Source organism: Pseudomonas sp. MF4836, from assembly GCF_002018875.1.
Lineage (GTDB): Bacteria > Pseudomonadota > Gammaproteobacteria > Pseudomonadales > Pseudomonadaceae > Aquipseudomonas.
This window is the reverse complement of the sequence record NZ_MVOL01000002.1, coordinates 81,594-108,157: the sequence shown is the minus strand read 5'-3', so window position 1 is coordinate 108,157 and position 26,564 is coordinate 81,594. Positions and strand designations below refer to the sequence as shown.

Annotated in this window: 24 protein-coding genes; 10 read left to right on the top strand and 14 right to left on the bottom strand. The window is 63.8% G+C overall.

The features are described 5' to 3' along the window. Positions 1 to 30: 30 nt before the first annotated feature. Positions 31 to 2,415 (bottom strand): TonB-dependent receptor, encoded by a 2,385-nt coding sequence (locus MF4836_RS03855; protein WP_078469232.1) that lies wholly within the window; start codon positions 2,413 to 2,415, stop codon positions 31 to 33. A gap of 154 nt (positions 2,416 to 2,569) precedes the next feature. Here MF4836_RS03855 and MF4836_RS03850 point away from each other — a divergent pair, with 154 nt between their 5' ends. Together MF4836_RS03850 and MF4836_RS03845 are read left to right on the top strand one after the other, a co-directional pair. Then, complete coding sequence (locus tag MF4836_RS03850) at positions 2,570 to 3,514, top strand: LysR family transcriptional regulator (protein ID WP_078469231.1); 945 nt, start codon at positions 2,570 to 2,572, stop codon at positions 3,512 to 3,514. 129 nt (positions 3,515 to 3,643) lie between these two features. Next, positions 3,644 to 5,260, top strand: a complete 1,617-nt coding sequence (locus MF4836_RS03845; RefSeq protein ID WP_078469685.1) for an alkaline phosphatase family protein — start codon at positions 3,644 to 3,646, stop codon at positions 5,258 to 5,260. A 252-nt stretch (positions 5,261 to 5,512) separates the two neighbouring features. On the opposite strand, the gene MF4836_RS03840 is transcribed toward MF4836_RS03845, so the two are convergent. Continuing rightward, positions 5,513 to 6,418, bottom strand: coding sequence for a TauD/TfdA dioxygenase family protein (locus MF4836_RS03840; protein ID WP_078469230.1), 906 nt, complete (start codon positions 6,416 to 6,418; stop codon positions 5,513 to 5,515). Between the two features lie 184 nt (positions 6,419 to 6,602). On the opposite strand from MF4836_RS03840, the gene MF4836_RS03835 reads away from it, so the two are divergent. Next, the gene (locus MF4836_RS03835; protein WP_020296968.1) at positions 6,603 to 7,523 is read left to right on the top strand and encodes a LysR family transcriptional regulator; all 921 of its coding nucleotides are present in this window, start codon (positions 6,603 to 6,605) and stop codon (positions 7,521 to 7,523) included. Positions 7,524 to 7,647: 124 nt separating this feature from the next. Here the strand turns inward: MF4836_RS03835 and MF4836_RS03830 are convergent, their stop codons facing one another. After that, positions 7,648 to 8,670 (bottom strand): ABC transporter substrate-binding protein, encoded by a 1,023-nt coding sequence (locus MF4836_RS03830; RefSeq protein WP_078469229.1) that lies wholly within the window; start codon positions 8,668 to 8,670, stop codon positions 7,648 to 7,650. A 293-nt stretch (positions 8,671 to 8,963) separates the two neighbouring features. On the opposite strand from MF4836_RS03830, the gene MF4836_RS03825 reads away from it, so the two are divergent. Next, the gene (locus MF4836_RS03825; RefSeq protein ID WP_078469228.1) at positions 8,964 to 10,562 is read left to right on the top strand and encodes an ABC transporter permease; all 1,599 of its coding nucleotides are present in this window, start codon (positions 8,964 to 8,966) and stop codon (positions 10,560 to 10,562) included. After that, the gene (locus MF4836_RS03820) at positions 10,559 to 11,374 is read left to right on the top strand and encodes an ABC transporter ATP-binding protein (RefSeq protein WP_078469227.1); all 816 of its coding nucleotides are present in this window, start codon (positions 10,559 to 10,561) and stop codon (positions 11,372 to 11,374) included. Before MF4836_RS03825 ends, MF4836_RS03820 begins: the two co-directional genes overlap by 4 nt. Here the strand turns inward: MF4836_RS03820 and MF4836_RS03815 are convergent. Next, positions 11,368 to 12,294: an alpha/beta hydrolase gene (locus MF4836_RS03815; protein ID WP_238596122.1), complete on the bottom strand. Its 927-nt coding sequence runs from the start codon at positions 12,292 to 12,294 to the stop codon at positions 11,368 to 11,370. The genes MF4836_RS03820 and MF4836_RS03815 overlap by 7 nt on opposite strands. A gap of 332 nt (positions 12,295 to 12,626) precedes the next feature. On the opposite strand from MF4836_RS03815, the gene MF4836_RS03810 reads away from it, so the two are divergent. Further along, the gene (locus MF4836_RS03810; RefSeq protein WP_078469225.1) at positions 12,627 to 13,631 is read left to right on the top strand and encodes an AraC family transcriptional regulator; all 1,005 of its coding nucleotides are present in this window, start codon (positions 12,627 to 12,629) and stop codon (positions 13,629 to 13,631) included. Between the two features lie 210 nt (positions 13,632 to 13,841). Here MF4836_RS03810 and MF4836_RS03805 read toward each other — a convergent pair whose 3' ends face one another. The 3 genes from MF4836_RS03805 to MF4836_RS03795 all read right to left on the bottom strand — a co-directional run bounded on the left by MF4836_RS03805 (position 13,842) and on the right by MF4836_RS03795 (position 16,229). Then, complete coding sequence (locus tag MF4836_RS03805; protein ID WP_078469684.1) at positions 13,842 to 14,090, bottom strand: helix-turn-helix domain-containing protein; 249 nt, start codon at positions 14,088 to 14,090, stop codon at positions 13,842 to 13,844. 80 nt (positions 14,091 to 14,170) lie between these two features. Continuing rightward, the gene (locus MF4836_RS03800; protein WP_078469224.1) at positions 14,171 to 15,559 is read right to left on the bottom strand and encodes a heavy metal sensor histidine kinase; all 1,389 of its coding nucleotides are present in this window, start codon (positions 15,557 to 15,559) and stop codon (positions 14,171 to 14,173) included. Further along, the gene (locus tag MF4836_RS03795) at positions 15,549 to 16,229 is read right to left on the bottom strand and encodes a heavy metal response regulator transcription factor (protein ID WP_078469223.1); all 681 of its coding nucleotides are present in this window, start codon (positions 16,227 to 16,229) and stop codon (positions 15,549 to 15,551) included. Before MF4836_RS03795 ends, MF4836_RS03800 begins: the two co-directional genes overlap by 11 nt. Before the next feature lie 136 nt (positions 16,230 to 16,365). Between MF4836_RS03795 and MF4836_RS03790 the strand changes: the two genes are divergently transcribed. Then, complete coding sequence (locus MF4836_RS03790; RefSeq protein WP_078469222.1) at positions 16,366 to 16,845, top strand: GlcG/HbpS family heme-binding protein; 480 nt, start codon at positions 16,366 to 16,368, stop codon at positions 16,843 to 16,845. 140 nt (positions 16,846 to 16,985) lie between these two features. Further along, a complete protein-coding gene (uraH, locus tag MF4836_RS03785) occupies positions 16,986 to 17,396 on the top strand; it encodes a hydroxyisourate hydrolase (protein ID WP_078469221.1) in 411 nt (136 codons plus the stop codon). Between the two features lie 3 nt (positions 17,397 to 17,399). Here uraH and MF4836_RS03780 read toward each other — a convergent pair whose 3' ends face one another. Then, entirely contained in the window at positions 17,400 to 18,086 is a 687-nt protein-coding gene (locus MF4836_RS03780; RefSeq protein ID WP_078469220.1) for a Crp/Fnr family transcriptional regulator, read from the bottom strand. Between the two features lie 99 nt (positions 18,087 to 18,185). Between MF4836_RS03780 and MF4836_RS03775 the strand changes: the two genes are divergently transcribed. Continuing rightward, positions 18,186 to 18,716, top strand: a complete 531-nt coding sequence (locus MF4836_RS03775) for an Mpo1 family 2-hydroxy fatty acid dioxygenase (protein ID WP_078469219.1) — start codon at positions 18,186 to 18,188, stop codon at positions 18,714 to 18,716. Between the two features lie 64 nt (positions 18,717 to 18,780). Here the strand turns inward: MF4836_RS03775 and MF4836_RS03770 are convergent, their stop codons facing one another. The 6 genes from MF4836_RS03770 to dibA all read right to left on the bottom strand — a co-directional run bounded on the left by MF4836_RS03770 (position 18,781) and on the right by dibA (position 25,122). Then, positions 18,781 to 19,770, bottom strand: coding sequence for a sulfate/molybdate ABC transporter ATP-binding protein (locus MF4836_RS03770; protein WP_078469218.1), 990 nt, complete (start codon positions 19,768 to 19,770; stop codon positions 18,781 to 18,783). A gap of 3 nt (positions 19,771 to 19,773) precedes the next feature. Beyond that, positions 19,774 to 20,646: a sulfate ABC transporter permease subunit CysW gene (cysW, locus tag MF4836_RS03765; RefSeq protein ID WP_078469217.1), complete on the bottom strand. Its 873-nt coding sequence runs from the start codon at positions 20,644 to 20,646 to the stop codon at positions 19,774 to 19,776. A gap of 13 nt (positions 20,647 to 20,659) precedes the next feature. Next, a complete protein-coding gene (gene cysT / locus MF4836_RS03760; protein WP_020296983.1) occupies positions 20,660 to 21,478 on the bottom strand; it encodes a sulfate ABC transporter permease subunit CysT in 819 nt (272 codons plus the stop codon). Positions 21,479 to 21,585: 107 nt separating this feature from the next. After that, positions 21,586 to 22,596: a sulfate ABC transporter substrate-binding protein gene (locus MF4836_RS03755; RefSeq protein WP_020296984.1), complete on the bottom strand. Its 1,011-nt coding sequence runs from the start codon at positions 22,594 to 22,596 to the stop codon at positions 21,586 to 21,588. A gap of 157 nt (positions 22,597 to 22,753) precedes the next feature. Further along, positions 22,754 to 22,936 carry a sulfur starvation response protein OscA gene (gene oscA, locus MF4836_RS03750; protein ID WP_007941032.1) on the bottom strand — a complete coding sequence of 61 codons (183 nt, stop codon included), beginning with the start codon at positions 22,934 to 22,936 and terminating at the stop codon, positions 22,754 to 22,756. A gap of 266 nt (positions 22,937 to 23,202) precedes the next feature. Then, a complete protein-coding gene (gene dibA, locus MF4836_RS03745) occupies positions 23,203 to 25,122 on the bottom strand; it encodes a phosphodiesterase DibA (RefSeq protein WP_078469216.1) in 1,920 nt (639 codons plus the stop codon). 146 nt (positions 25,123 to 25,268) lie between these two features. On the opposite strand from dibA, the gene desA reads away from it, so the two are divergent. Beyond that, positions 25,269 to 26,453 (top strand): delta-9 fatty acid desaturase DesA, encoded by a 1,185-nt coding sequence (desA, locus tag MF4836_RS03740; RefSeq protein WP_020296986.1) that lies wholly within the window; start codon positions 25,269 to 25,271, stop codon positions 26,451 to 26,453. Positions 26,454 to 26,564: the final 111 nt, after the last annotated feature.

Here is a 26,564-nt window from a genome sequence, read left to right as displayed (position 1 = left end):
ACCCGGCGCGGCGTAGCGGAAAGTCGGCAATCAGAAGTCGTAGCGACCGGTCACGCCCAAGGTCCGCGGCGTCCCCAGCAGGCCTTCGTAACCGCCGTTACCGCCGGTCCAGAGGGTGGTGTAGTAGGTCTTGTCGAAGGCGTTTTTCAGCCACAGTGAAACGTCCCACTGGCCCTGCTCGTAGTTGCCGCGCAGGCCGGTGGAAAGGTTGACCACTGCGTAACTGGGGATCTGCCCGTACTCGGAATCCTCGACGGTGCCTACCGCCTTGGAACGGAACGCATAACTGGCGGTGACGTACTCTTCGAGGCCGTTATCCAGGTTCCATTTGTATTCGCCGTTGGCGTTGCCGATCCATTTCGAGGCGCCGACCACCTGGTGGCCGCTGAGGTCGCATGAGGCCGGGGCGCCCGGGCGCAGGCTGACTTCAGGCGGGCACGGCGCATCCTTGTAGGACAGGTACCGCACATCGTTGTAAGAGCCGTTGAGGTTGAGGGTCAGGCCCCGCAGCGGAATCAGCGTGCTTTCGACTTCCACCCCACGCGAGCGCACCGAACCGGCGTTGGTCAGGTATTGCACGCGGTTGCCATAGTCGTAGGCGTTGGTCTGGTAGCCGTTGACCTGGGTCCAAAACAGGTTGGCGTTGAGTTGCAGGCGACGCTCCCAGAGTGTGCTTTTGAAACCCAGTTCGGCGTTGTTCGCGCGCTCGGTGCCGATCAGCAGCGAGTCGGCACCGGCGGTCGGCGCCGAGCCCACCGCCAGGTTGACCCCGCCGGATTTCTCGCCGTGGGACAGGGTGGCGTAGCCCAGCACATCATCGGTGAAGCGGTAGCTCAGATTGAGCAGCCCCGATGGGCTGGTGCTGTACTGGCTCAAGTCGCCCGAGTCGTAGGCCCCGGCCCGTCCGCGTCGGGCCGTGGCTGCGGCCCCGGTGACGGCGGCACCGCCGAGCGGCGCATTGCGGCTGACCCAGGCGCTTTTTTCTTCATAGGTGCCCCGCAGACCGGCGGTGAAGTCCAGGCGCTCGGTGAGGTGCCAGGTGCCCTGGGCGAACAACGCAAAACTGTCGGTCTGGATATGCCCGTTGCCGATGCTGGTGACGTTGCTCAACGCACCGTTGGCGGTGCCGTTCCAGATGTCCGCCTGAGGCCCGTAGTAGCTGAAGGATTTGTTATCCAGGTCGGAACCGAAGTAGTAGGCGCCGAGCACGTAGTCGAAGAACCCGCCGCTGGGCGAGGCCAGGCGAAATTCCTGGGACCACTGTTTGTCTTCCACCGAAACCCCGGCGTTGTAGCTGGCCGGAACGTTGAGCCCATCGTCGTTGCGCGGGGTGAAATTCCACCAGCGGTAGGAGCTGACCGAGGTCAGGGTGAAGTCACTGGGCAGGGTCCAGTTGGCTTCCAGCGAGGTCCCGCCCTGGAACACCGTGACGTGCTGGTCGTTGTCCAGGTTGACCTTGCGGTGCGAGCCGTTGACCAGGGTCGCGCCTGCCGCAGCGGCCCGCGACTCGTAGATATTGGTGCCGTTGATGGTCGGCCCGGTGCTGTACAGGACCCGGGTGCCGGCGCTGGAATCCTCTTCGTTGTAGTCACCGATCCAGCGCAGGTTGAAGGTCTCGCTGGGCTTGTACAGCAGTTGCCCGCGAAAGCCCTGGCGCGATCCACCGTTCAAGTCGTGGCCGTCGTGTTCGTTCTTGATGTCGCCGTCGCTGCGGGTGCGGTAAGCGGAAAAACGCCCCGCCAGCTCATCCGTCAGCGGACCGGAAATCGTGCCCTTGGTCTGGAAGTAGCCGTCCTCGCCGAGGGAGGTCTCGATGCTGCGCTCCGGGGTGAAACTCGGCGCGCGGGTGCTGATGTTGATCACCCCGGCGGTGGTGTTCTTGCCGAACAACGTGCCTTGCGGGCCGCGCAGGACTTCCAGCTGCTCGATGTCCATCAGGTCGAACACCGCCATGCCCGGGCGCCCGAGGTAGACGTTATCGATGTACAGCCCGACGCTGCCTTCCAGGCCATCGCTGGCCGGGTTGTTGCCCAGGCCGCGGATCGACACGCTGGACTGGCGCGCATGCATATAGGCGACGTTGACGCTGGGCACCAGTTGCTGCAGATCCTGGATGCGATACACCCGCTGGCTCTCCAGGGCCTGGCCCCCGATCACGCTCATGGGCGTGGGCACGCTTTGCGAGCTTTCTTCACGGCGGCGCGCAGTCACGGTGACGGTTTCCAGCTGGCCGCTGCCGGCCTTGGCCTTGCCGCCGGCGCTCTTGTCCACGGCCTGTACCGGGCTCTCGGCAGGGGCCTGGGTCTCGGCCGCCCAACCCTGGGACCAACTGGCGCTGCCAGCCAGCAACAGGGCCAGCGGCAAGCGCTTGAGCCGCCGGGGCGAAGTGGGTGAAGCGAGGTACGACGGGCTCATGGGCGGCTCCTGGTGAAAAAATATACAGGCCTGCATATTCTTTTAAGTTATTTATTTATGTTTTTACAAAGATTTACTGCATAAGAGATTGCCTTTATAAGGAGTCGACCTAATGCATAGCCAATGCATTTCCCCGATATTTTTTATGTGAAAAATGCATATCGACTTGCGCCAGCTCCGCCACTTCATCGCCCTCGCCGAACAGCGCAGCTTTGTCGCGGCTGCGGCGGCGGTGAACCTCTCGCAATCGGCGTTCAGCCGCAGCATCCAGGCCCTGGAACACAGCGTCGGGTGCCAGCTGGTGGACCGTGGACGCAAGGACCTGGCGCCGACCAAGCAGGGCCAGGTCCTGCTGGAACATGCGCGGCGCCTGGTCAGCGGCGCGCAGCAACTGGCCAATGAGATCGAACAGTTCAATGGCCTGGAGGCCGGCGAGATCCGTTTCGGCTGTGGTCCGGCGCCGGCGTCCGGCCTCATACCCCGGGCGATTGGCAGTTTTATCGGGCGCTACGCCAAGGCCCGGGTGCATTTCCAGGTCGATGACTGGCAAAGCCTGAGCAAGCGCCTGCTCAGCGAAGAGTTCGAATTTTTTGTCGCCGACACTCGGCACTTCGAAGCCAACCCGGACTACCTGACCCAACGCCTGCGCCCGCGCAAATGGCATTTCTGCTGCCGCGCCGGGCATCCGCTGGCGGGCCGGGACAGCGTCAGCGCCGCCGAACTGATGAGCTACCCGCTGGCCGTGACCATCCGCCCGCCGAACCTGCGCAAGGTCATCGTCGACCTGAGCGGCCGGCCGGACTACACGCCCAATGTCGAGTGCGAAAACAGCTACAGCCTGCTCGGCGTGGTCCTGCGTTCGGATGCGATCGGCATCGTCGGCTCCTACAGCGACGCGTTGCACAACGCCAAGGGCGAACTGGTGCGCTTGAAAATCGACGGCCTGGCCGATGACCTGGAAGAGCTCTACACCCGCTACGGCATCGTCAGCCGCGCCGGCTATCGCCTGTCGCCCCTGGCCGAGGCGATGATCGAGGAGATCAAGCGCACCGATGAACTGGACGAGGACGTGTACAGCCTGGACAACGTCGCGGTCTGATCCCGCCGCCAGGCGCTATGGGGCACCGGCGCATGCAGTTCGTGCATCAAAACTATTCAGCAAATGCGCTTGCTGAAAGCCCCCCGCAACGGTGAAAAATCGACGCCTGTCTTCCCTTCGGTGAACCCCATGTCCAACCCTGCCCAGCCCTTGCGCAACGTGCTGTACATCATGTGCGACCAACTGCGTCGCGATTACCTGTCGTGCTACGGCCACCCCCATTTGCACACGCCGAACATCGACCGCCTGGCCGCCGCCGGGGTGCGTTTCAGCCGCGCCTACACTCAGGGCACCATCTGCGGCCCGTCGCGCATGTCGGCCTACACCGGGCGCTACGTCAGCAGCCACCAGGTGGCGTGGAATGCGGTGCCGCTGCCCCTGGAAGAACTGACCATCGGCGACTACCTGCGGCCCCACGGCATCCGCACCGCGCTGGTGGGCAAGACCCACGCCACGCCCAATATCGATGCCTTGCAGCGCCTGGCCATCGAACAGCAAAGCGTCCAGGCCGATGCCTTGAACGAGGTCGGTTTCGAGGCGTATTTCCGGCATGACGGGATCTTCCCCGACGACCCGCTGTTCGACGACAAGCGCGAATCCGCGCCCTACACCCACTACCTGCGCGAGCAGGGTTTTGACGGCCGCAACCCCTGGCACGACTGGGCCAATGCGGCCGAAGGCGCGAACGGCGAGATCCTCAGCGGCTGGAAAATGCGCAACGCCCATCTCCCGGCGCGGGTGCCGGAGCAGCACTCGGAAACGGTCTACACCACCGACCGCGCCATCGACTTTATCGCCGAACAGGGCGAGCAGCCCTGGTGCCTGCACCTGTCCTACATCAAGCCCCATTGGCCCTATATCGCTCCGGCGCCCTACCACGCGCTGTACGGCGCCGAGCAGGTGATCCCGGCGGTGCGCCCAGCAGCGGGCGAGGCCAGCGACCACCCGGTGTACGCCGCGTTTCGCCAGCATGAAGAGAGCCTCAATTTCTCCCGCGACGAGGTGCGCCTGAACGTGGTGCCGACCTACATGGGGCTGATCAAGCAAGTGGATGATCAACTCGGGCGGCTGTTTGACTTCCTGCAGAGCAACGGCCGCTGGGATGACACGCTGATCGTGTTCACCAGCGACCATGGCGACTTCCTGGGCGATCACTATCTGGGGGAGAAAGAGTTTCTGCTGGAGCCGGCGGTCGGTGTGCCGCTGATTGTGCGTGACCCGCGCGCGGCGGCGGACAGCACCCGGGGCAGCGTGGATCAGCGCCTGGTGGAAACCATCGATGCGCTGCCGACGTTCCTCGAGGCCCTGGGCTTGCCCGGCGCCGAACATCGCCTTGAAGGTCGCTCGCTGATCCCGCTGCTGCACGGCACGCCGACGGATTGGCGGCGCTACGCCATCAGCGAATATGACTACGCCTTCCAGGCCCCGGCACGGGAACGTCTGGCCCAGCCCATCGACCGCTGCCGGATGACCATGGTTCGCAGCGAGCGCTGGAAATACCTGGCCTACGATGGCTTCCGCCCGCAACTGTTCGACCTGCAGAACGACCCGCAGGAGCTGCACGACCTCGGCGCCGACCCGGCCTACGCTGCTGTGCGCGAAGAGCACTTGGGTTACCTGTTCGACTGGCTGCGCGGCCTGAAACGCCGCACCACCATCAGCCACGAAGAAATCGACCTGCGCGGCCAACGCTTCCGCTACGGCGAGCCGGAAACGGAAAAACTGGTGCAGATCGGCGTGTGGTAAACCCGGGGGGCGCCAAGGGGGGGCTGAGAAATCATGGTGTCGCTAAAGGCCAGCGCAGCCTCACCACAGCGGCTGGCCCCTGTGGTGAGGGAGCTTGCTCCCGCTGGGCCGCGAAGCGGCCCTAAAACCGGCACCGCATCCCGTCAGGCAGCACCGGGTAGCAGGGTTGCGGCTGCTGCGCCTCGGGGCGCCGGCCGACCGAGCGGGAGCAAGCTCCCTCGCCACGGGACCGGCTGCTGCCGAGCAGTCCTGTCACGCCCCTCTGGTGGTCTGGCTGCGCTGTCCATGCACGCCCACTGGCACGTCGCCCTTGAGGGTCACGCGGCGCACGATGCGGTCCTGGGTACCGTAGTCGTCCACGGCGTAGTGCTGGGTCGAGCGGTTGTCCCAGATCGCCACGTCCCCAGCGGTCCAGCGCCAGCGCACGGTGTTTTCCAGGCGGGTCACGTGGCTTTGCAGCAAACCGAACAGGTGCGCCGAGTCGGCCTGGGAATAACCCTTGATGCGCTTCACGAAATGCCCCAGCACCAGGCTCTTCTCGCCGCTCTCCGGGTGCACACGCACGATCGGGTGTTCGGTCTCGTAGACGGTGGAGGTGAACACCTTGCGGTAGCGCTCCAGCTTCTCCGCCGAGACATCCGGCTTGGCCGAGGCGTAGTCGTATTCGTTGCTGTGCACCGCCCAGAGCTTATCCGCCAGCTCGCGCAGTTCCGCCGGGAGCTCGTTGTAGGCCGTGGCAGTGTTGGCCCAGACCGTGTCGCCACCGGCAGCCGGAGCGATCACCGAGCGCAGGATCGACGCCTTGGGGTAGGCCTCGACGAAGGTCACGTCGGTGTGCCAGGAGTTGGCGCGCTGGCCCTCGGCGCCGTCCAGTTCCAGCAGGTAACGGGTGCCATCGCGCACCGGCACCGTCGGGTGCGCCACCGGTTCGCCCAGCAGGTGGGAGAAGGCCTCCTGGCTCTGGTCGTCGAGGTGACCCTGGCCGCGGAAGAACACCACCTTGTACTGCAGCAGGGCCTGCTGAATGGCGTCCACGGTGGCGGGGTCAAGGTTGCCGGAAAGTTGTACACCACGGATCTCGGCGCCGATGCGACCGGCCACCGGGTGAATCTCAAGCGCATGAACAGCGGGTTTAACGGCTAATGCGGCATTGCTCATCGGGTACACCCTCATCTGACTGCTTACGGTTTGAGCCGCAGCGAAACAACGCTCTATCTATATTCAATTTAGATCTAATAGATATCTACATGCTTCGTTGACGGAATAATAGCTTGCATTTAAAACCTCATTCCTCACTCGTCGCAAATGCCTTCGAGCTATTTTTAGGATGCCGCAAAAGCATATGGATCTACGCCAGCTGCGCTACTTCATCGCCCTCAACGAGCACCGCAGTTTTGTCCGCGCGGCGGACGCCATGGGCATCACTCAACCGGCCTTCAGCCGCAGTATCCAGGGGCTGGAGCAGGAGTTCGGCTGCGTGCTGGTGGACCGTGGCAACAAGGATCTGCGACCCACACCCGAAGGCCAAGTGGTGCTGCAGCATGCCCTGAGCCTGGTCCAGGGCGCGGCGCTGTTGAGCAGTGAAGTGACCCAGATGACCAAGCTCGACGCCGGCGAATTGCGCTTCGGCTGCGGCCCGGCACCGGCGGTGAAACTGGTGCCCGATGCGCTGGCCCAATTCACCTCGGCGCACCCCAAGGTGCGGATCTGCCTGGAAGTGGATAACTGGGAAAAACTCAGCCGCAGCCTGAGCCGTGAAGAGATCGAATTCTTTATCGCCGACATCCGTCATTTCGAGGCCGACCCGAACTTCCAGACCCAGGCCCTGACCCCCAAGCGCGGGGTGTTTTTCTGCCGGCCGGGGCACCCGTTGCTGGCCAAGGAAAGCCTGTCGACCAACGACATGTTCGACTACCCGCTGGCGACCACACTGATCCCGCCAGGGATTCGCAAACTGCTGGCCAACCTCAGCGGCCGCATGGATTTTTCGCCGACCATCCAGACCGAGCATTTTCCGGCGCTGGTGAAAATCGTCCGCCAATCCAATGCCATTGGCATCGGCACGGCGGAGTCGTTTATCGAGGACATCGAGCAGGGCTCCCTGGCGCTGCTGCACTGGCGCAACCTGCCGCAGAACATCGAAGTGCTGAACGCGCGTTGCGGCATCGTCAGCCGCACCGGGTTCCGCCTGTCACCGGCCGCACGCAAACTGATCGAAGTGCTGGTGGCGGTGGACAAACAGGAACACAGCATCGCCGTCTGACCCCGTGGCCGCTGCCGAGCGGCGCGAGGCTGGGCTGGCCCTCAGCAGCACCGCACATCCATCTGGAACATCACGGCGCACATAAGGGCCAGCGTCCGAACGCGGCCCGAGCCTTCGGCAGCGATTACAAGCCTGCAGCCGTCAGTTGCGGCGCGACCCATTCGGTGACCTGGAACGGTTTGCGGATCAAACGTTCCTTGGCCGCCAGGTCCACCGAGCCCTGCAATTTGGCGAGGAACGCCGGATCCAGGTTGGAGGGGAAGAGTTCGCTGAGTTTCTGGTCATGCAAGTCCTCTTGCAGGATCACCGGCGGGTAGCTGGCCAGGCCCGATACCAGCTGGATATAGGCTTCCTTGTTGTTGTCGTCGGTCAGCCACTGCACGGCCTGCTGTTGCGCCTTGAGCAGCTTGGCCACCACTTCCGGGTGTTCGTCGACAAACTTGCCGGACCCCACCAGCACGCTCTGCACGCTGCCGGCGCCGCCCAGGTCCTTGGTGTTCAGCGGCAACTCGGCGAGCCCCTTGATGCGCAGGGCCGAGAGCCCGGTGCTGCCCCACGAGGCGTCGATCTGCTTGGCCGCCAGGGCCGCCACGGCAGCGCTGAAATCGAGGTTGATCACCTTCAGGTCCTTCTCGCTCAGGCCCTGGCTGGCCAGGGCGGCGTCGAACGAAAGCTGGGTAGCCGTGCCACGAAACACCGCCACGCGCTTGCCTTTGAGGTCTTGCAGGGTCTTGATCCCGGAGCCCGGCTGCACCCCCAAATAGTGTTTGACCCCACGCGCCGAGGCGCTGAGCAGCCGGGTGTCGAGGCCGTTGGAGCGGCCGATGATCGCCGCCAGGTCACCCAGGTAGGCGAAATCCACCTGGCCGTTGGCGAACGCTTCGTTGATCACCGGACCGGCGCCCTTGAAGAAATTCCACTGGATCTTGATGCCCTGGTCAGCGAAGGCTTTTTCGTAGATCTGCTGCTCGCGCAATACGTCCACCACCCCGCCGCCGCTGTGCTGGGTGCCAGCGCTGAGGTCGGGCACGGCAATGCGGATCTCGGTGACGGCGGCGGCCTGGGCCATCAGCGGCAGGCACCCCAGGAGCCCCGCCAGGGCCGGCGCGGCGAACAGACTGATAACACGTTTAAAGGGAAGGTTCATGGGTGCGGCTCCTGGTTGCACGGGCATTGAGGAGCAGAAGGTAGGCCCTGAGGGGATCAACGCTTAAATACTATAAATTCACATTTTAATAACAAAATCGAATAACCCGTTTAGAACGCCTGTCTGCGCGGCTTATGCATGAACAGCATCGAAAATATTCCTCAAATGCATTGGATGCTGAACAACGAGAAGCCTTAAATGGCTCCTCTTATCTCCCAATAGCATTGATAAGTTTTTTTATAGATCGCAAAAGAATATTCGGCCCGTGCAGAACCCGACAACGGAGGTCATCCATGGCCCGTGTTTCCCTTCTCAGTCTGCCGCTCGCGGCACCCGGCGCCAGCGCGCGGAAGATCTGGCCCACCCTCAGCCAGCGCCTGTTGCCCTGGATCGTGCCACTGGGCCTGTTCCTGCTGTGGTGGCTGGCCAGCCGCAATCAGTGGATGAGCGAGCAGATCCTGCCTGCTCCGTCTCTGGTCTGGAGCAGCGCCGTGGAGCTGGCCGGCGGCGAGCTCTGGAGCCATCTGGCGATCAGCCTGCAGCGATTGTGCTGGGGCCTGCTGGCCGGCATCAGCGCAGGCGCGATCCTGGGGGGCGCGCTGGGTTTCAGCCAACGCCTGGAACGCCTGGTGTTCCCCACCTTCAGCGCCTTGTCCCAGATCCCGACCCTGGCCTGGATTCCCCTGTTCATGGTGTTTTTCGGCATCGGCGAAGTGCTGAAGCTGGTGGTGCTGGTCAAGGCCATCGTGGTCCCGGTCACCCTGCACACCCTGGTCGGGGTGCGCGACGCCCAGCCCAAATTGCGCGAAGCCGCCGCCGTCCTGCGCCTGCCGCCGCACCTGCTGATTCGCCGCCTGGTGCTGCCGGCGGCGCTGCCGGCCTTCATGGCCGGGGTGCGCCTGGCGCTGGCCGCCGGCTGGACCTCGCTGCTGGCGGTGGAACTGCTGGCGTCCAGTGAGGGCATCGGCTACCTGATGGTCTGGGCACGGCAGTTGTTCATGCTCGACATCGTCTTCGTCTGCATCCTGGTGATCGGCGTGATCGGCGTGGCCATGGATCGCGGCATCGGCGCCCTGGACCGAAAACTCCTGTACTGGCCACACCCGGCCACCGCTGAAATTCGCCGTGGCCCGCGCTATCAGGGCTGGCAGCGGCTGCAACCCTGGCTGTTGCCGCTGGCCCTGTTCGGTTTCTGGCAAATCGCGTGCTGGCGCCAGTGGGTCGACCCGGCAATCCTGGTCAGCCCGCTGACGGTGCTGCAAACCACCCTCAACGGGCTGCTCGATGGCACCCTGCTCGGCGGCATGGGTCTGAGCCTGGGACGCACCGTTGGCGGCCTGGCCCTGGGCGGCGGCCTGGGGTTCGCCCTGGGCTTGCTCCTGGGGCTGTCGCGGATCAGCGAACGCATCCTCGGCCCGACCCTGGCCGCTATCCGTCAGATCGCGATTTTTGCCTGGGTGCCGCTGCTGACCGCCTGGTTCGGCCTCGGTGAATTGGCCAAGTGGGTGTTCGTCGCCCTTGCCGCGTTCTTCCCGCTGTTTATCGCCACCCAGCGCAGCGTCGCCAACCTGTCACCGCAACTGGCCGAGGCCGCCCAGGTGTTGCGCCTGAGCCTCTGGCAGCGCCTGCGGCGGCTGGTATTGCCGGGGGCAGCACCGGGGATTTTTGCCGGTCTGCGCCTGAGCCTGATCTACGCCTGGCTCGGCACCATCGGCGCCGAATACTTCATGCCCTCCAACGGCGGCATCGGCAGCCAGATGATCGGCGCGCAACAGCTGCTGCGCATGGACCTGATCATGGCCGGCATGCTGCTGGTGGGACTGACCGGCGCCCTGCTCAACCTCATTGGCCAACAGATCGAAATTCGCGCCACCCGCTGGAGACACGCATGAACGCACCCCTTGTCAGCTTCAACCATGTGGGCAAGTCCTTCGAGGTCGCCGGCGGCGAGTTCGAGGCGATTCGCGACTTCAACCTGGAAATCGCCGAAGGCGAATTCGTCGCCATCGTCGGCTCCAGCGGCTGCGGCAAATCCACCCTGTTGCGCTTGCTGATCGGCCTGGACACCGAGTTTCGCGGCGAGATCCGGGTCGATGACCACGCCATCCGCGGCATTGGCAGCGAGCGCGGCATCGTGTTCCAGGAGCACCGTCTGTTTCCCTGGCTCAACGTCGAGGACAACATCGGCCTGGGCCTGGTCAACGAGCCTCTGAGCGAGGCCCAGCGCAAAAAACGCATCGCCGATTTCATCGAACTGGTGGGCCTGCGCGACTTCACCCATGCCTTTCCACACCAGCTGTCGGGGGGCATGGCGCAACGGGTGGCCATCGCCCGGGGGTTGGTGGCCAGCCCGCGCATTCTGCTGCTGGATGAGCCCTTCGGGGCCCTCGATGCCCTGACCCGCCAGCAGATGCAGGACGAACTGCTGGCGATCCGCGAGCGGGCGAAAATCACCACTGTCCTGGTCACCCACGATGTGGAAGAGGCGATCTTCCTCGCCGACCGCGTGGTGGTCATGGAACCGCGCCCTGGGCGCATCAAGCGCGTGGTACAGATCGCCCTGCCCCACCCGCGCCAGCGCAGCAGTTTCGACTTCCACCAACTGCGCGAAGAGCTGCTGCACGAGTTGACCAGCGACGACCACTACCAGGCGCCGACGCCGATACAGATCCGCGACCTGCCCCTGGCATCGATTGCCTACTGAGTAACCGCCTGCGGCAGGCCTTCACCCCGGCTGCCAGGGCTTGCCGAACAGTGCACGGGCTCGGCCAGCAGCCCGGGCCACAGCCGCGCCCAGTGACCGTCATGGCTCATGCCGGGGATGATGCGCACCTGGGTGCAGCGGCCGCCGGTGGCGTTGGCAAAGCGTTGGGCAATCGGCGCGGGCACGACCTTGTCTTCGCTGCCCGCGTAGTGGATTTGCCCCAGGGTTGCGAGCAGCGGAGCGATGTCGATGGCATTCAGCGAATCCGGCATGGCCGAGACCCGGTGCAGGCGATTGACCTCGGCCATGTCCAGGTTGCCGGCGACGCTGCGCATCCAGGCAACATCATCGCGCCGGGCGGCAATCAGCGCGGCAACGGCCCCGCCCCCCGAATAACCCACCAGTTGGATCGGCTGCCCCGGCACGCGCACGGCGTACTGGGTCACGGCCTGGTTCATGGCCGCGATCACCTCTTCGGCGAAGCGCTTGCCGGTCCAGTAGGCCACCGCACACCGCGGGTTGGCCGAGGCCTGGGTGAACTGGCAGGGGCGGGCGAGGTACAGCACGTTGGGCGCCGGGTCGGCCGTCGCCAGGGCCAGCCCGAGGGCTTTGCGCGGCGTAGGGTCAAGGGAGGGCTGGCTGCGTGTACGCCAGGCAAACCCATCGCCCTCGATGTACACCGTCAGCGGCTGATCGGGACGGGTAATGCGGTAGAAACTGGTCAGCACAAAACCCTCGGTCTGCACCTGGGCCCGCTGCAGGCCGGCGGCCCGGGCCATGTCGTCGGCGTGCCGATTCAGCTCGGCGTTACCCGGCAGTTGCGTACAACCGCTGAGCCAGGCCAGCACCAGCGCAGCCAGCAACCCGCGCCTACAGGCCATCAGCGAGGGGCGAAGCGGGAAAATCCAAGGTGGAGACATAGGTGCGGCGCTCATACAGGCTCGTCGAGAAATAACGGCAGCCCGGCATTGTGCTCGAGTTTGCGATCCGGAAGACACCGCAAACACGCCACTGTAGCCGCTGCCGAAGGCTGCGCTGGCGGCATCGGGCACCGTCCATTCACCTGACACCCCTCGACGGTCTCCAGGGCCTCGCGGGCTCGGCAGCGGCTACGGGTATTCAGTCGGCTGGGGCTTGCACAAAGAGCGTGGCTGATTCCATTCTCTGGTTATCCCGGCCCGCTTCCTGCCCTGGGCCATTGCCCCGGGCTTTCGCCGCGAACGCCAACCAGTCGACCGGACGCGCCGTCAGCATGAGTGAACCCACCTCCCTTGCCAGCTGGACCCGCGCCTTGCGCAGACAACTCGATGCCCTGGGCCTCGACGGCAATGCTTTGTGCCGCGAGGCAGGGCTCGACCTGCAATGGATGGATGACCCCAACGCCCGCTACCCGCTGTCGGCCACCACCCGTTTGTGGGGGTTGGCGGTCACGGCCAGCGGCGATCCGGCCATCGGCCTGCGGGTGTCGCGGTTTGTCAGCCCGACGACCTTCCACGCCCTTGGCTATGCGCTGGTGGCCAGCGGCAGCCTGCGCGAGGTGTTCGAACGCATCGTGCGCTACCACCAGATGGTCAGCGACGCCCTGGTGCTGGAGCTGACGCGCAACGCCGACCGCTATCGCTTTGTACTCAAGGTTCCGCCCGGCAGCCCGCAACCGGCGGTGGAGGCCATCGACGCCTTTGCCGCGATCTACGTGCGCACCTGCCGCAACCGCCTGGGCCGCGACTATGCGCCATTGGCCGTGCACCTGCGGCGTCCGGTGCCCGTCGACTGCGGGCCGTGGCACAAGGTGTTTCGCTGCGACCTGGTGTTCGACGCCGCAGATGACTGCCTGGAGTTCGGCCTGCACGATTTCGCGCGCCACCTCGACGACACCCAACCGATTCTGGCCGCCTCCAGCCAGGCCACGCCTCAACCCACCCTGGCGCAACTGCAACCCCTGACCTGGGAGCGCAAGGTACTCGGGGCCATCGAGGCCCAACGACCCGAGGGCGAGCCCTCCGCCGAACGCGTCGCCCAGGCCTTGCACCTGAGCTTGCGCAGCCTGCAACGGCACCTGGCGGACGAGGGTTGCCGTTTCGACACCCTGCTCAACGAATGCCGGGAAAACCTCGCCCTGCTCCACCTGCGCGACCCGCAATGCTCCCTGAGCGAAATCAGCTGCCTGCTCGGCTTCACCGACGCCAGCAGCTTCAGCCGCGCCTTCAAACGCTGGACCGGGCTGACCCCGGGGCAGTTTCGCGATGGAGTGCGCTGACAACCCCAGGCCTAACGGTTCAAAGCGGTCGGTGCCGGATCAACCCGGGGTCAGGCTGCGCGCCACACCGGCAGACCAGGCAGCCAGCATCGCCTCGCCCATGCGCTGAAAGCCTGCGGAGCGTAGGCGAAAACCGAGCCCGCATCGGCTTGACCACGGCCGAGCGTGCCAACCGTGGCCTGGGCTACACCGATCGACAGGAGCTGGGGGTCAGTCATGGAAACCGCGCTCTTTCAGGTTATCCAGAGTCGGCCGCTGCCGAGACCTGGGCACAGCCGTCAGTTCGTAACCGAAGCCATTGAGGATGGCTTCAACCTTACGGATTCCGATCTCGGAAACCGTATCGTTTTCAATGCCCGAGATGGTCGCCCGGCTCATGCCGTATTGCTGGGCCAACGCCTGCTGCGACAGTTTGTGCTCTTTACGCAACTGTTTGATCAGCTCGCCGAGTCTGTACATTTCGCCCCCAAATTGCATCGCATACAGTGCATTTTATGATTAAGGGCCAATACACACTGTATTTGATGCAAAAATATAGACTATTGCACCTGTTTGAATCCCAACTCGAACACCGTCCCGCCCTCATCGCTGCTGACCCGCACCTGCCCGCCGTGCAGCAGCATGATCGAGCGCACGATGGCCAGGCCCAGGCCGCCGGAGTCGCCGGGTTCGGCCCGTGAGGGGTCGACGCGGTAGAAGCGGTCGAAGAGTTTGCCCAAGTGCTGGGGTGCAATGGGCGGGCCCTGGTTGTGCACTTGCAGCCAGCACAGGCCCGGCGTATCCACACGCCGCAGGCTGATGGGCGAGCCGGGGTCGGCATGACGCACGGCGTTGGCCAGCAGGTTGCCCAGGGCCCGCTGAAGCAGTTGCTGATCGGCCAGCAACTGGCCGCACAGGGCGTTTTCCAGGCGGATATCGCGGTCGTCGGCCAGGGCCTCGAAGTAGTCGCACAGCTCCTCCCCCACGCTCGCCAGCTCCAGCTGGCGCAGCTGAAGGGCGCGTTCGGCCTGCTCGGCGCGGGCCAGGAACATCAGGTTTTCCGCCATGCGCGTCAGGCGCTCGAACTCTTCCATGTTCGAGGCCAGGACCTCCTGGTACTCCGCCGTGCTGCGCAGCTGGTTGAGCGCCAGGCCATTGCTGCCCAGGAGGTTGTGCAGCGGGGTGCGGATTTCATGGGCCAGGTCGGCGGAAAACTGCGACAGGCGCTGAAAGCTTTCTTCGAGGCGCGCCAGCATGGCATTCAGGGCCTGCACCGGTTCGTGGAATTCGGCGGGGATGCCGCGGGTTTCGAGGCGTTTGTCCAGGCTGCGCAAATCGATGCCGCGCACCGACTCACTCAACTGACGCAGCGGCAACAGGCCCCGGCGCAGCAGCAACAGGCCCAGGGCGAAGGCCAGGGCGGCGCCCAACCCGACCGCCAGGTACAGGCGCAGGCGGTAGCTGGCGAGCATCTGTTCGCGCTCGCTGAGGACCTTGCCCGCAATCACGGTCAACGCTTCGCCGCGCGGGCCCACGGCGGCACCGGCAAGCAGGGCCACGGCGGCGCCGTCGGTGGCTTGCCAGGTCTGCACGTCGCTGCGTTGCGGGCGCTGTTGCGCAGGGATCGCCGCCAGGGTCGGCAGGTTCTGCTGGCGCGGGTTGATGCGGATCACCGGCGAGCCATCGGCCGCTTCCACCAGCAGCAGGCTGTCCTGGTTGCCGAGCATGTTCTGGTACAGCCGGGGACGGGCTTGCAGGGCGTCCAGGCTGTCGCTGTCTTGCAGCAGGGCCCTGACCTGCTCCAGGCGTCCCAGCAGGGCCTGGTCGTCGCGCAAGGCGATTTCAGAGGCCAGGGAGCGATACAGGAATACCCCGATCACGCTCAGAACCAGGGCGCAGACGGCGGCAAACGCAAGCGCCAGGCGCCAGGCAATCGACCTAGAGCGCATCGTCCGGGGCATCCAGCTGGTAACCGACGCCGCGCACGGTGTGGATCAGTTTGGGCATGTAGGGGTCGTCGACCTTGGAGCGCAAGCGGCGCACGGCGACTTCCACCATGTTGGTGTCGCTGTCGAAATTCAGGTTCCACACCTGGGAGGCGATCAGGGTCCGCGACAGCACTTCGCCCTGGCGACTGGCGAGCAATTGCAGCAGGGCGAACTCCTTGTTGGTCAGGGCGATGCGCTGGCCTCCTCGGCTGACCCGGCGCCGCAGCACGTCGATCTCCAGGTCGGCAATGCTGTAGGACTCGGCCTCGCGCATCGGTCCACGACGCAGCAAGGTGCGGACCCGGGCCAGGAGTTCGGCAAAGGCGAAGGGTTTGAGCAGGTAATCGTCGGCGCCCAGTTCCAGGCCGCGCACGCGGTCTTCGATGGCGTCCTTGGCAGTCAGGAACAGCACCGGCGTGGCGCCGCGCTGACGGATCAGTTGCAGCAACTGCCAGCCGTTGAGCCCTGGCAGCATCACGTCGAGGATGATCAGGTCGTATTCCTGCTGCTCGATAAAGTGCCGCCCGTCCAGGCCATTGAGCGCCACATCCACTGCAAAACCCGATTCACCCAGGCCTTTGGCCAGGAAGTTGGCGGTCTTGGCTTCGTCTTCAACAACCAGCAAACGCATGGCACACCTCAATATGGATGGGCACAGGCTAGGCGCGTTGTTCGCGCTTGCCCATTACAAACTTGTAATGCAACTGACGAGGTTCTGACGAAGGACGCTGGTTAAGGTGACGGCCTTCGCTTTCGGAGCCTTACCCATGATCTGCAAACCCCTTGTCTTGAGCCTTGGCCTGGGCCTCTGCGGCCTGGCTGTGGCCGCCCCGGAACTGCCCCGGCACGCCGACCTCGACCTGCGCACTGCACGGCAATTGGCCGACGCCAGCCTGGCGCAGTGCAACGCGGTGGTCTCGGTGCTCGACCGTGGCGGCAACCTGCTGCTGACCCTGCGCGCCGATGGCGTCGGGCCGCACAACACCGTCGCCAGCCAGCGCAAGGCCTATACCGCGCTGTCGACCAAGACCCCGACCCGGCTGTTTGCCGAGCGCGCCCGCAACAACCCGGAGGCAGCCAACCTCAATACCTTGCCTGAGCTGTTGTTGCTCGGGGGCGGTATCCCGTTGTTCGCGGGCAGTGAGTTGGTGGGGGCGATGGGCATCGCCGGCGCCGGTGGCGCCGCCCAGGACGAAAGCTGCGCGCTCCAGGCAGCGCAGAAAGTGGGGTTGAGCAGCAGCCTGTAGCCGCTGCCGAGCAGCGCGAGGCTGCGCTGACCATAGGCAACGCCGGGGGTACTGCTGATACGGCGCGGCGATTGTGAGGCCCAGCGCAGCCTTCGGCAGCGGCTACAAATTTGATTTTTTATCCAATGAGGAATTTTTGAATGAGTATTTTGCGTAATGCATTAGTCGCCGCAGCGCTTTGCGGTGTTTCGGGCCTGGCCTTGGCGGCGGGGAATCCGTTGAGCGTGCATGTGCTCAACCTGGAGAACGGCCTGCCGTCGCCCGGGGTCAAGGTCACCCTGGAACAACAGGTGGGCCATGACTGGAAGCCACTGGCCGAAGGCACCACCAACGAACAGGGGCGCATCGCCGAGTTGTTCCCGGCCGGGCAGGCGCTGACGGCCGGTGAATACCGGGTCGTGTTCAAGACCGGGGAGTATTTCAAGCAGGCCAGGCGCGAGACGTTTTTTCCGGAGATTCCGGTGATCTTCGAGGTCAAGCAGACCGATCAGCACTATCACATTCCCCTGCTGCTCAGCCCCTACGGCTTCTCCACCTACCGCGGTTCGTAGCCGCTAGAGCCCGGCCTGGGCGCGCAGAGCCTGGGCGTCGAGAATCTCGATCTCGCCGTAGCCCAGGCGCAGGATCCCCAGGCTCTGCAAATCCTTGAGGATCTGGTTGGTGGTCTGCCGCGATAGCGAAAGCATCAGCGCCAACTGCTCCTGGGGCAGTTGCAGCACGGCCCGGGCCTGCTCGATTTCGCCGTAGCCGCTGGCCATGGCCAACAGACGGTGGGCGACCCGGGCCGGGGCGGGCAGCAGGCTCAATTGTTCGAGGTTGATAAAGGCCAGGCGCAACTTGTGGCTCATCAGCAGGGCGAACTGACGCCAGTACTGCGGCTGCTGGTCGAGCAAGGCCAACAGCGCCGCCTGCGGCACCTGCAACAGGGTGCACGGGCCGAGGCCATAGGCATCGTGGGTGCGTGGCTGGCCATCGAACAGGCAGATTTCGCCAAACCAGTGCGGCGCTTCCACCAGGCTCAGCAGCGCCTCCTTGCCCTGCTCGCTGACCGCACCGATACGCACCGAACCTTCCAGCACCGCATACAGCCCACAAGGTGGATCACCCCGCAGAAACAACGCCTGCCCCGGTGCCAGACGGCGCAGGCGCGCGGCGTCGAGCACACTACTCTGTAACTCAAGGGGCAAGTGACTGAACCACTGGCCACTCAGGAGGCGTTCGCGCCAGGCCTGCTTATCCATGAACACCTTATCCGGCAAAACCGCAGAGGAGTGTCGCCTAGCCGACAGAGCCCGGCGCACGGGCCGGGCATGATCAGGCAACCTTCAGGAGGAACAACAATGAAAAGCCTCGTCGACCATCTCAGTCAATACGCCGCCTACCATCGCGACCCGCGCAACATTGCCAGCCACTTTATCGGGATTCCGCTGATTGTGGTGGCGGTCGCGGTGCTGCTGTCGCGGCCGCAATGGGCAGTGGCCGGCATCACCCTGTCGCCGGCGGTGCTGCTGGCGTTGGCTTCGGCCTGGTTCTACCTGCGCCTGGAATGGCGCCTGGGCCTGTTGATGAGCCTGTTGATGGGCCTGTCGGTGTGGCTGGGTCATGCCCTGGCGGCGCAACAGACCCTGGTCTGGCTGGCCAGCGGCCTGGGGATGTTCGTGCTGGGCTGGGTGATCCAGTTTGTCGGCCATTACTACGAGGGGCGCAAACCGGCGTTCGTCGATGACCTGTCGGGGCTGATCGTCGGGCCGTTGTTTGTGGTGGCTGAGCTGGCGTTCCTGCTGGGGCTGCGCCAGCCCCTCAAACGCGAAATCGAACAACGGGCGGGCCCGGTACGCCGCCTGGCTGCCGGTGGCTCCGGGCACGCCTGACGCTCGCTCATCACACCGGCCCGGCAGCGACATCGCCGCCTGGGCCGGTGTAGCGCTGACGGGTTCAGACGTTGGCGACTTTCTGCCAGACCTTGGGCTTGAAGAACAGCGTCTCGCCCCGGGCCAGGCCGACCAGGCTGTCGTGGTCCTTCACCACTTCGGCCTCGATCAGTTCACTCTGGCCTTCGACCTTGAGCGTGACCCGGGTGGTCGCCCCCAGCGGACGAATGTCACGCACTTCGGCGGCGTGGTGATCTTCGAGCTCCGAGCGCGACAGCGACACTTCGTGCGGGCGGAACAGCACATGGTTGTCGTCCCCCAGGTGCAGGCGGTTGGAATCGCCGAGGAAGTGGTAGACGAAGTCGCTGGCCGGGTTCTCGTAGACCTCGCCCGGCGAGCCGATCTGCTCAATCACGCCCTTGTTCATCACCACGATACGGTCGGCGACTTCCATGGCCTCTTCCTGGTCGTGGGTCACGAACACCGAAGTCAGGTTGATGTCTTCGTGCAGCCGTGCCAGCCAGCGCCGCAGCTCCTTGCGCACCTTGGCATCGAGGGCGCCGAAGGGTTCGTCCAGCAGCAGCACCTTGGGCTCCACCGCCAGGGCGCGGGCCAGGGCGATCCGCTGGCGCTGGCCGCCGGACAGTTGCTCGGGGTAGCGGTCGGAGAGCCAGTCGAGCTGCACCATGTTCAGCAGTTCATGGACCTTCTCTGCAATCTTGCTTTCGCTCGGGCGCTGGTTCTTCGGCTTCATGCGCAGGCCGAAGGCAACGTTGTCGAACACGCTCATGTGGCGGAACAGCGCGTAGTGCTGGAACACGAAACCGACGTTGCGATCACGCACGTCGTGGCCCGAGACGTCTTCACCGTGGAACACGATGCTGCCGGCGTCCGGGGTTTCCAGGCCGGCGATGATCCGCAGCAAGGTGGTCTTGCCGCAGCCGGACGGGCCCAGCAGGGCCACCAGCTCACCGCTCTGGATATCCAGGTTGATGCTGTTCAGGGCCTTGAAGGCGTTGAAGTTCTTGCTGACATTACGGACTTCGATCGACATGTGTCATTCCTCCGCGGCGCTGGCGCGCAGGCGGTTAATACGATTTTCGCTCCACTGCTTAAGCAGCAGGATGAAGAGCGCCATGATCAGCAACAGGCTCGCAACGGCAAACGCGGCGACGTGGTTGTATTCGTTGTAGAGGATCTCCACGTGCAACGGCAGGGTGTTGGTCACCCCGCGAATGTGCCCGGACACCACCGACACCGCACCAAACTCGCCCATCGCCCGCGCGGTACACAGCACCACGCCGTAGATCAGGCCCCACTTGATGTTGGGCACGGTGACGTGCCAGAACATCTGCCAGCCGTTGGCGCCCAGCAACCGCGCCGCCTCTTCTTCCTGGGTCCCCTGCTCCTGCATCAGCGGGATCAGTTCCCGGGCGACGAAGGGCACGGTGACGAAGATGGTGGCCAGGACGATGCCGGGCAAGGCGAAGACGATCTGGATGTCGTGATCCTGCAGCCATGGCCCGAACAGGCCCTGGGCGCCGAACATCAGCACGTAGACCAGGCCCGCGATCACCGGCGATACCGAGAACGGCAGGTCGATCAGGGTCACCAGGATGCTCTTGCCACGGAACGAGTACTTGCTCACGCACCAGGCGGCGCTGACCCCGAACACCAGGTTCAGCGGCACCGAGATCAGCACGGCGATCACCGTGAGTTTCAGGGCGGACAAGGCGTCAGGCTCGAAGATCGCGGTGAAGAACGCCCCCAGGCCCAGCTTCAGCCCCTGGGACACCACGATCAACAGCGGCAGCAGCAGGAACAGGGCGAAGATCAGCCAGCCGAGGCCGATCAGCACCAGCCGTGAAGACGCGCTGCCACGGCGTGCGGCGTTGGCAGAAGAGGCAGCGGAAATAGACGATTGGGACATGGTTCGCGCCTCCTTATGGTCGTTCGATGCGCCGCTGCAGCAGGTTGATCAGCAGCAGCAGGACAAAGGAAACCACCAGCATCAGCACGCCGATGGAAGTGGCGCCGGTGTAATCGTACTGGTCGAGCTTGACCATGATCAGCAGCGGCAGGATCTCGGTTTTCATCGGCATGTTGCCGGCGATGAAGATCACCGAGCCGTATTCGCCGACGCCCCGGGCAAACGCCAGGGCAAAACCGGTGAGCCAGGCCGGCAGCAGCGCCGGCACCAGGATATGGCGGAACACTTGCAGCGGCTTGGCACCGAGGCAGGCGGCGGCTTCTTCGACTTCCCGCGGGATGTCGGCCAGTACCGGCTGCACCGTACGCACCACGAACGGCAGGGTGACGAAGGTCAACGCCAGGGTAATGCCGAGCGGGGTGTAGGCGATCTTGAAGCCCAGGTAGGTGGCGAACTGGCCAACCAGGCCGGTCGGCGCGTAGAGCGCGGTCAGGGCGATACCGGCGACGGCCGTGGGCAGGGCGAACGGCAGGTCGATCATCGCGTCGATGATCTTGCGCCCGGGGAAGGTGTAGCGCACCAGCACCCAGGCCAGCAGCGTGCCGATAATGCCGTTGATGATCGCGGCATACAGCGCCGTACTGAAGCTCAGCTTCAACGCCGCGAGCACCCGGGGCGCCGAGATGATGGCCCAGAACTGATCCCAGGTGAGTTGAGCGGCATGCACGAACATCGCCGCCAGTGGTATGAGTACAATCAGGCTGAGGTACACCAAGGTGTAGCCCAGCGTCAGCCCGAAGCCGGGTATGACGGGGGAGATACGACGCGACATAAAAGTCCTTGGTTTACGCGCAAAGCCCGGAAACGGATCCGGGCTCATTGCTCTAGCTATTGAGCGATCCCTGAACATCTTGCAGTGCCAGGGCTCGCCGCTGAAGGTTACTGCGCCTGGTAGATCTGGTCGAACACACCACCGTCATTAAAGAATTTCGGTTGCGCAGTTTTCCAGCCGCCGAAGTCCTTGTCGATAGTCACCAGGTCGAGTTTAGGGAACTGCTGGCCATATTTGGCTGCAACCTTCTCGTCACGCGGGCGGTAGAAGTTCTTCGCCGCGATTTCCTGGCCAGCCGGGCTGTACAGATGCTTGAGGTAGGCCTCGGCGATTTCGGTGTTGCCCTTTTTCTCGGCATTCTTGTCGACCACCGCCACTGGCGGCTCGGCAAGGATGGACAGCGAAGGCACCACGATGTCGAACTTGTCGGCGCCGCCGTCTTCCTTCAGGGCCAGGAACGCTTCGTTTTCCCAGGCCAGCAACACGTCGCCCTGACCGTTGTTGACGAAGGTAATGGTCGAGCCACGGGCACCGGTGTCGAGAACCGGCACGTGCTTGAACAGTTCGGTGATGTATTCCTGGGCCTTGGCTTCGCTGCCGCCGGCTTTCAGGCCGTAGGCCCAGGCGGCGAGGAAGTTCCAGCGAGCGCCGCCGGAGGTTTTCGGGTTGGGGGTGATGACCGATACGTCTTTCTTGATCAGGTCGCCCCAGTCCTTGATGCCCTTGGGGTTGCCCTTGCGCACCAGGAACACGATGGTCGAGGTGTACGGGGTGCTGGCGTCCGGCAGGCGTTTCTGCCAATCGGCCGGCAGGGTCTTGCCGAGCTTGGCGATTTCATCGATGTCGCCGGCCAGGGCCAGGGTCACCACGTCGGCACGCAGGCCATCGATCACGGCGCGGCCCTGTTTGCCCGAGCCACCGTGGGATTGCTGGATCTTGACGTTGTCGCCTGGGTGCTCTTTCTTCCAGAAGCTGACGAATTCGGCGTTGTAATCCTGATACAGCTCACGAGTCGGGTCGTAAGACACGTTCAACAACTCGTAATCCTTGGCGACTGCGGAACCGGCAAAAATGGCACTGGCGAGGGCGGCCAGCGCGTAACGGCGAATTGACGACATGATCAAGCTCCTGAAATTTTGTGTGTGTTGGCTTTTCTTATTGGCGCTTCAGGCCCGCATTCGTGACTGAACGCTCTTGATTCTGCTGGGGGTCATGGCTGACGCCCTCCGGTTGACCAGTCGGGCCTCTCTATCGGGAGAGAGGGTGACGCGGGGTTCAGCTGGGTTTGTTGCCGGGGTTTTGCAGGCGGAATTTTTCTTTGCGTTCGATCTGCACGACCTGGGCGTTATGCACGGTGATTTCCACCGCACCAAAGCGCAGGTCGCGCAAGGCGCTCTGGATCTCGCGCAAGATGGTTGCTTCGTCCTGGCCGTCAACGCTACGTAGAGATGCGCTCATGGTGCTGCTCCTGAATGGGATGTGCCTCGCAGTGGCGGCACTGCTTGTGGCGTGAGGGCAATAGTAGATAGGCGCGGATATTCTTAAAAATACTATTTAAGAATGTTTATATAACGAAAAGAAATTACCTGTGGCGACGCGGGTTTACCGTGGCCACTGCCGAACGCCGCGTTGGCCTCCCGCACCAACGCGCCCACCAGCGCCGCCTGGCGGCAGCGGCTACAGAGGTGTAGCTGCTGGCCGGGGCACCAGGGCGAGGGAGTGGGTCAGTGAATTTGAGGGGCGCAGTTCCAATCCAGCTGCACCGCCGGCACCGGTCGGCCGAACCAGTAGCCCTGGCCCAGGTCGCAACCATGGTCGAGCAGGAAACGCGCCTGCTCCTCCTGCTCGATGCCTTCGGCGTGCACCTGCATGCCCATGCTCTGGGCCAGGGCGATGATCACCCGCGAGATCGCCGCATCGTCCTCATCCCACGGCAGGCCGGCGACAAAACCCTGGTCGATCTTGAGCTTTTGCACCGGCAGGCGCTTGAGCCGCAGCAGTGACGAATAACCGGTGCCGAAGTCATCGATGGCCAGGCGCACGCCCAACTCGCGCAGGCGATGCATCTGCTCAAGGGCGACCTCCGGATCATCCATCACCGCGCTCTCTGTGACTTCCAGCTCCAGAAAGGCCGGATCCAGCCCGGTGTCGTGCAGCACCTGCGCCACCTGCTGATACAACTCGCGGCGGGCAAACAAACGGGTCGAAACGTTCACCGCGATAAACGACAGCACCACTCCGGCAGCCTGCCATTCGCACATCTGCCGACAGGCCTGCTGCATCACCCAGGCATCGATCTCGGAAATCAGCCCGGTACGCTCGGCAATCGGAATGAACTCGGCGGGCGACACCAGGCCGCGCTGGGGATGCTCCCAGCGCACCAGCGCCTCGACCCCGATCAGGCGGCTGCTTTTGAGGTCGTGCACCGGCTGGTAATACACCCGCAGCTCTTGCTGCTCCAGGGCGCGGCGCAGTTCGAAGGCGATTTCCACCCGCTGCTGGGCGTGGGCCGTCAGTTCCTCGGTGTACAGGGCATACCCGTCGCGCCCGGTACTTTTGGCCTTGAACAAGGCCGAGTCGGCATTGCGCAGCAGCTGTTCGGCGCTCAAGGCGTCGCTGGGGAACAGGCTGATGCCGATGCTGGCATTGATAAACAACTGATGATCGGCCAACTCGAAGGGCTCTTTCAGGCCGTCGATGATGCGTTGCGCCAGCGCCGCAGCCTGCCCGGGTTGCGGGCAACTTTCGGCGAGCACGGCAAACTCGTCGCCCCCCAGGCGCGCCAGGGTGATGCCCGGACCGAACATGTCCAGCAAACGCGTGGACACGGCCTTGAGCAACTGATCGCCGATGTTGTGGCCCAGGCTGTCGTTGATCATCTTGAAGTGATCCAGATCGATCATCAGCATGGCGCAGCCGCGCTTGTGGATCTGCGCCGAAGCCAGGGCCTGTTCGGCACGGTCGGTGAACAGCAGGCGGTTCGGCAGGTCGGTGAGGGGGTCGTGATGGGCCAGGTGCGCCAGTTCGTGCTCGGAATCCTTGATCGCGCTGATGTCGGAAAACACCGCGACATAATGGCTGAGCTGGCCATGGTCATCGTGGATTGCGCGGATGGTCTGCCATTGCGGGTAGATTTCGCCGCACTTGCGCCGGTTCCAGATCTCGCCGCTCCACTCGCCGGTGTTCTTCAGGGACTCGAACATCGCCTGGTAGAAGTCCGCCGAATGGTGCCCGGACTTGAACATGCTCGGCATGTGCCCCAGCACTTCATCCTGCTGGTAGCCGGTAATTTCGATAAAGGCCCGATTGACGTGCACGATCAGGCCCTTGCGGTCGCTGACCAGCACCCCTTCCCGGGTGCAGTCGAACACCGCCGCCGCCTGGCGCAGGCGCTCGCGATCCTCCTGCTGGTGACGCAGCCAGGTGTCCGCACCCAACAGGCGCAGCAGGCGCGAACGAGAGAAAAAAATCAGCGCGGTGCTGATCAGCACCCAGGCGTAACCGTTGATCCGTTGCCATCGAGCGAGATCGGCCGACTCATCGAAGAAACTGCTCAATAAATGACCACTGAGCTGTAGCCACACTACAGATAGCAACAGATAGAGCAGTGCTGCACGCATCGCATCGCGATAAGAAACCGGCATAAGGTCGTCAATGTCCTTACGAAAAGCTTGGAATTATAGAGGAAGAAACATCCCGCCACTCTTATCTGAAAGGGCGACTGGTTTTCTGTGCACGCTGAGTGATAATGCGACGGCTGTTTTTTTCTTTATCGAGGTCCCTATAGCCTATGTGGTACGAAGGTTTACTTGGCTTGTCGGCCTGGCAACTGGTGGCAGTCACCCTATTGATGACCCACGTAACCATTGTCGGGGTTACAGTCTACCTGCATCGTTATTCAGCCCACCGCTCCCTTGAGCTCAACGCCGGCCTGAAACATTTCTTCCGCTTCTGGCTGTGGCTGACCACGGCCCAGAACACCCGCGAGTGGACCGCCATCCACCGCAAGCACCACGCAAAATGCGAAACCGTCGATGACCCGCACAGCCCGGTGATCAAAGGTTTGTCCACCGTATTACGTAAAGGCGCGGAACTATACCGCGCAGAAGCGGAAAATCCTGAAACCCTGCGCATTTATGGCAAAAATTGCCCGGATGACTGGATCGAGCGCAAACTTTATTCACGTTATCCGCTGCTGGGCGTGGCCTTCATGGCCGCCATCGACCTGCTGCTGTTCGGCACCGCCGGCATCACCATCTGGGCCGTGCAGATGATGTGGATCCCATTCTGGGCCGCCGGGGTCATCAACGGCCTGGGTCATGCCGTGGGCTATCGCAACTTCGAGTGCCGCGATGCCGCGACCAACCTGGTGCCCTGGGGCATCCTGATTGGCGGCGAAGAACTGCACAACAACCACCACACCTACCCCAATTCGGCCAAGCTCTCGGTGAAAAAATGGGAGTTCGACCTGGGCTGGGCCTGGATCAAGGTCTTCAGCTTCCTGCGCCTGGCCAAGGTCCAGCGGGTCGCGCCGATCGCCCACCGGGTCGAAGGCAAAGGCCATCTGGACATGGACACCGCCATGGCGATCCTCAATAACCGGTTCCAGATCATGGCCCAGTACCGCAAGTTGGTGATTGCGCCCCTGGTCAAACAGGAACTGGAAAAGGTCGATCATTCGGTGCGTCATCAATTCCACCGCGCCAAGCGCCTGCTGTCGCGGGAAACCAGCCTGCTGGACGACCGCCATCACCTGCGCATCCAGAACATGCTCGAACACAGCCAGGCACTGAAGGTGATCTACGAAAAACGCCTGGCCCTGCAGCAGATCTGGCTCAAGACCAGTTCCAACGGCCACGACATGCTGGCGGCGATCAAGGACTGGGTACACGAAGCCGAGGCCAGCGGGATTCAATCGCTGCGCGACTTCGCCAACCAGCTGAAAACCTACTCGCTGCGCCCCACCACGGCCTGACCCCTGGCCCTTGCCACAGCACCTGCTGTGGCAAGGCGCTCTCCTCGCGGACAGGTCGATAGCCTCCCTGGCGACCGGCTTCAACTGAAAAATCCCCCGCGTACCGCCGGG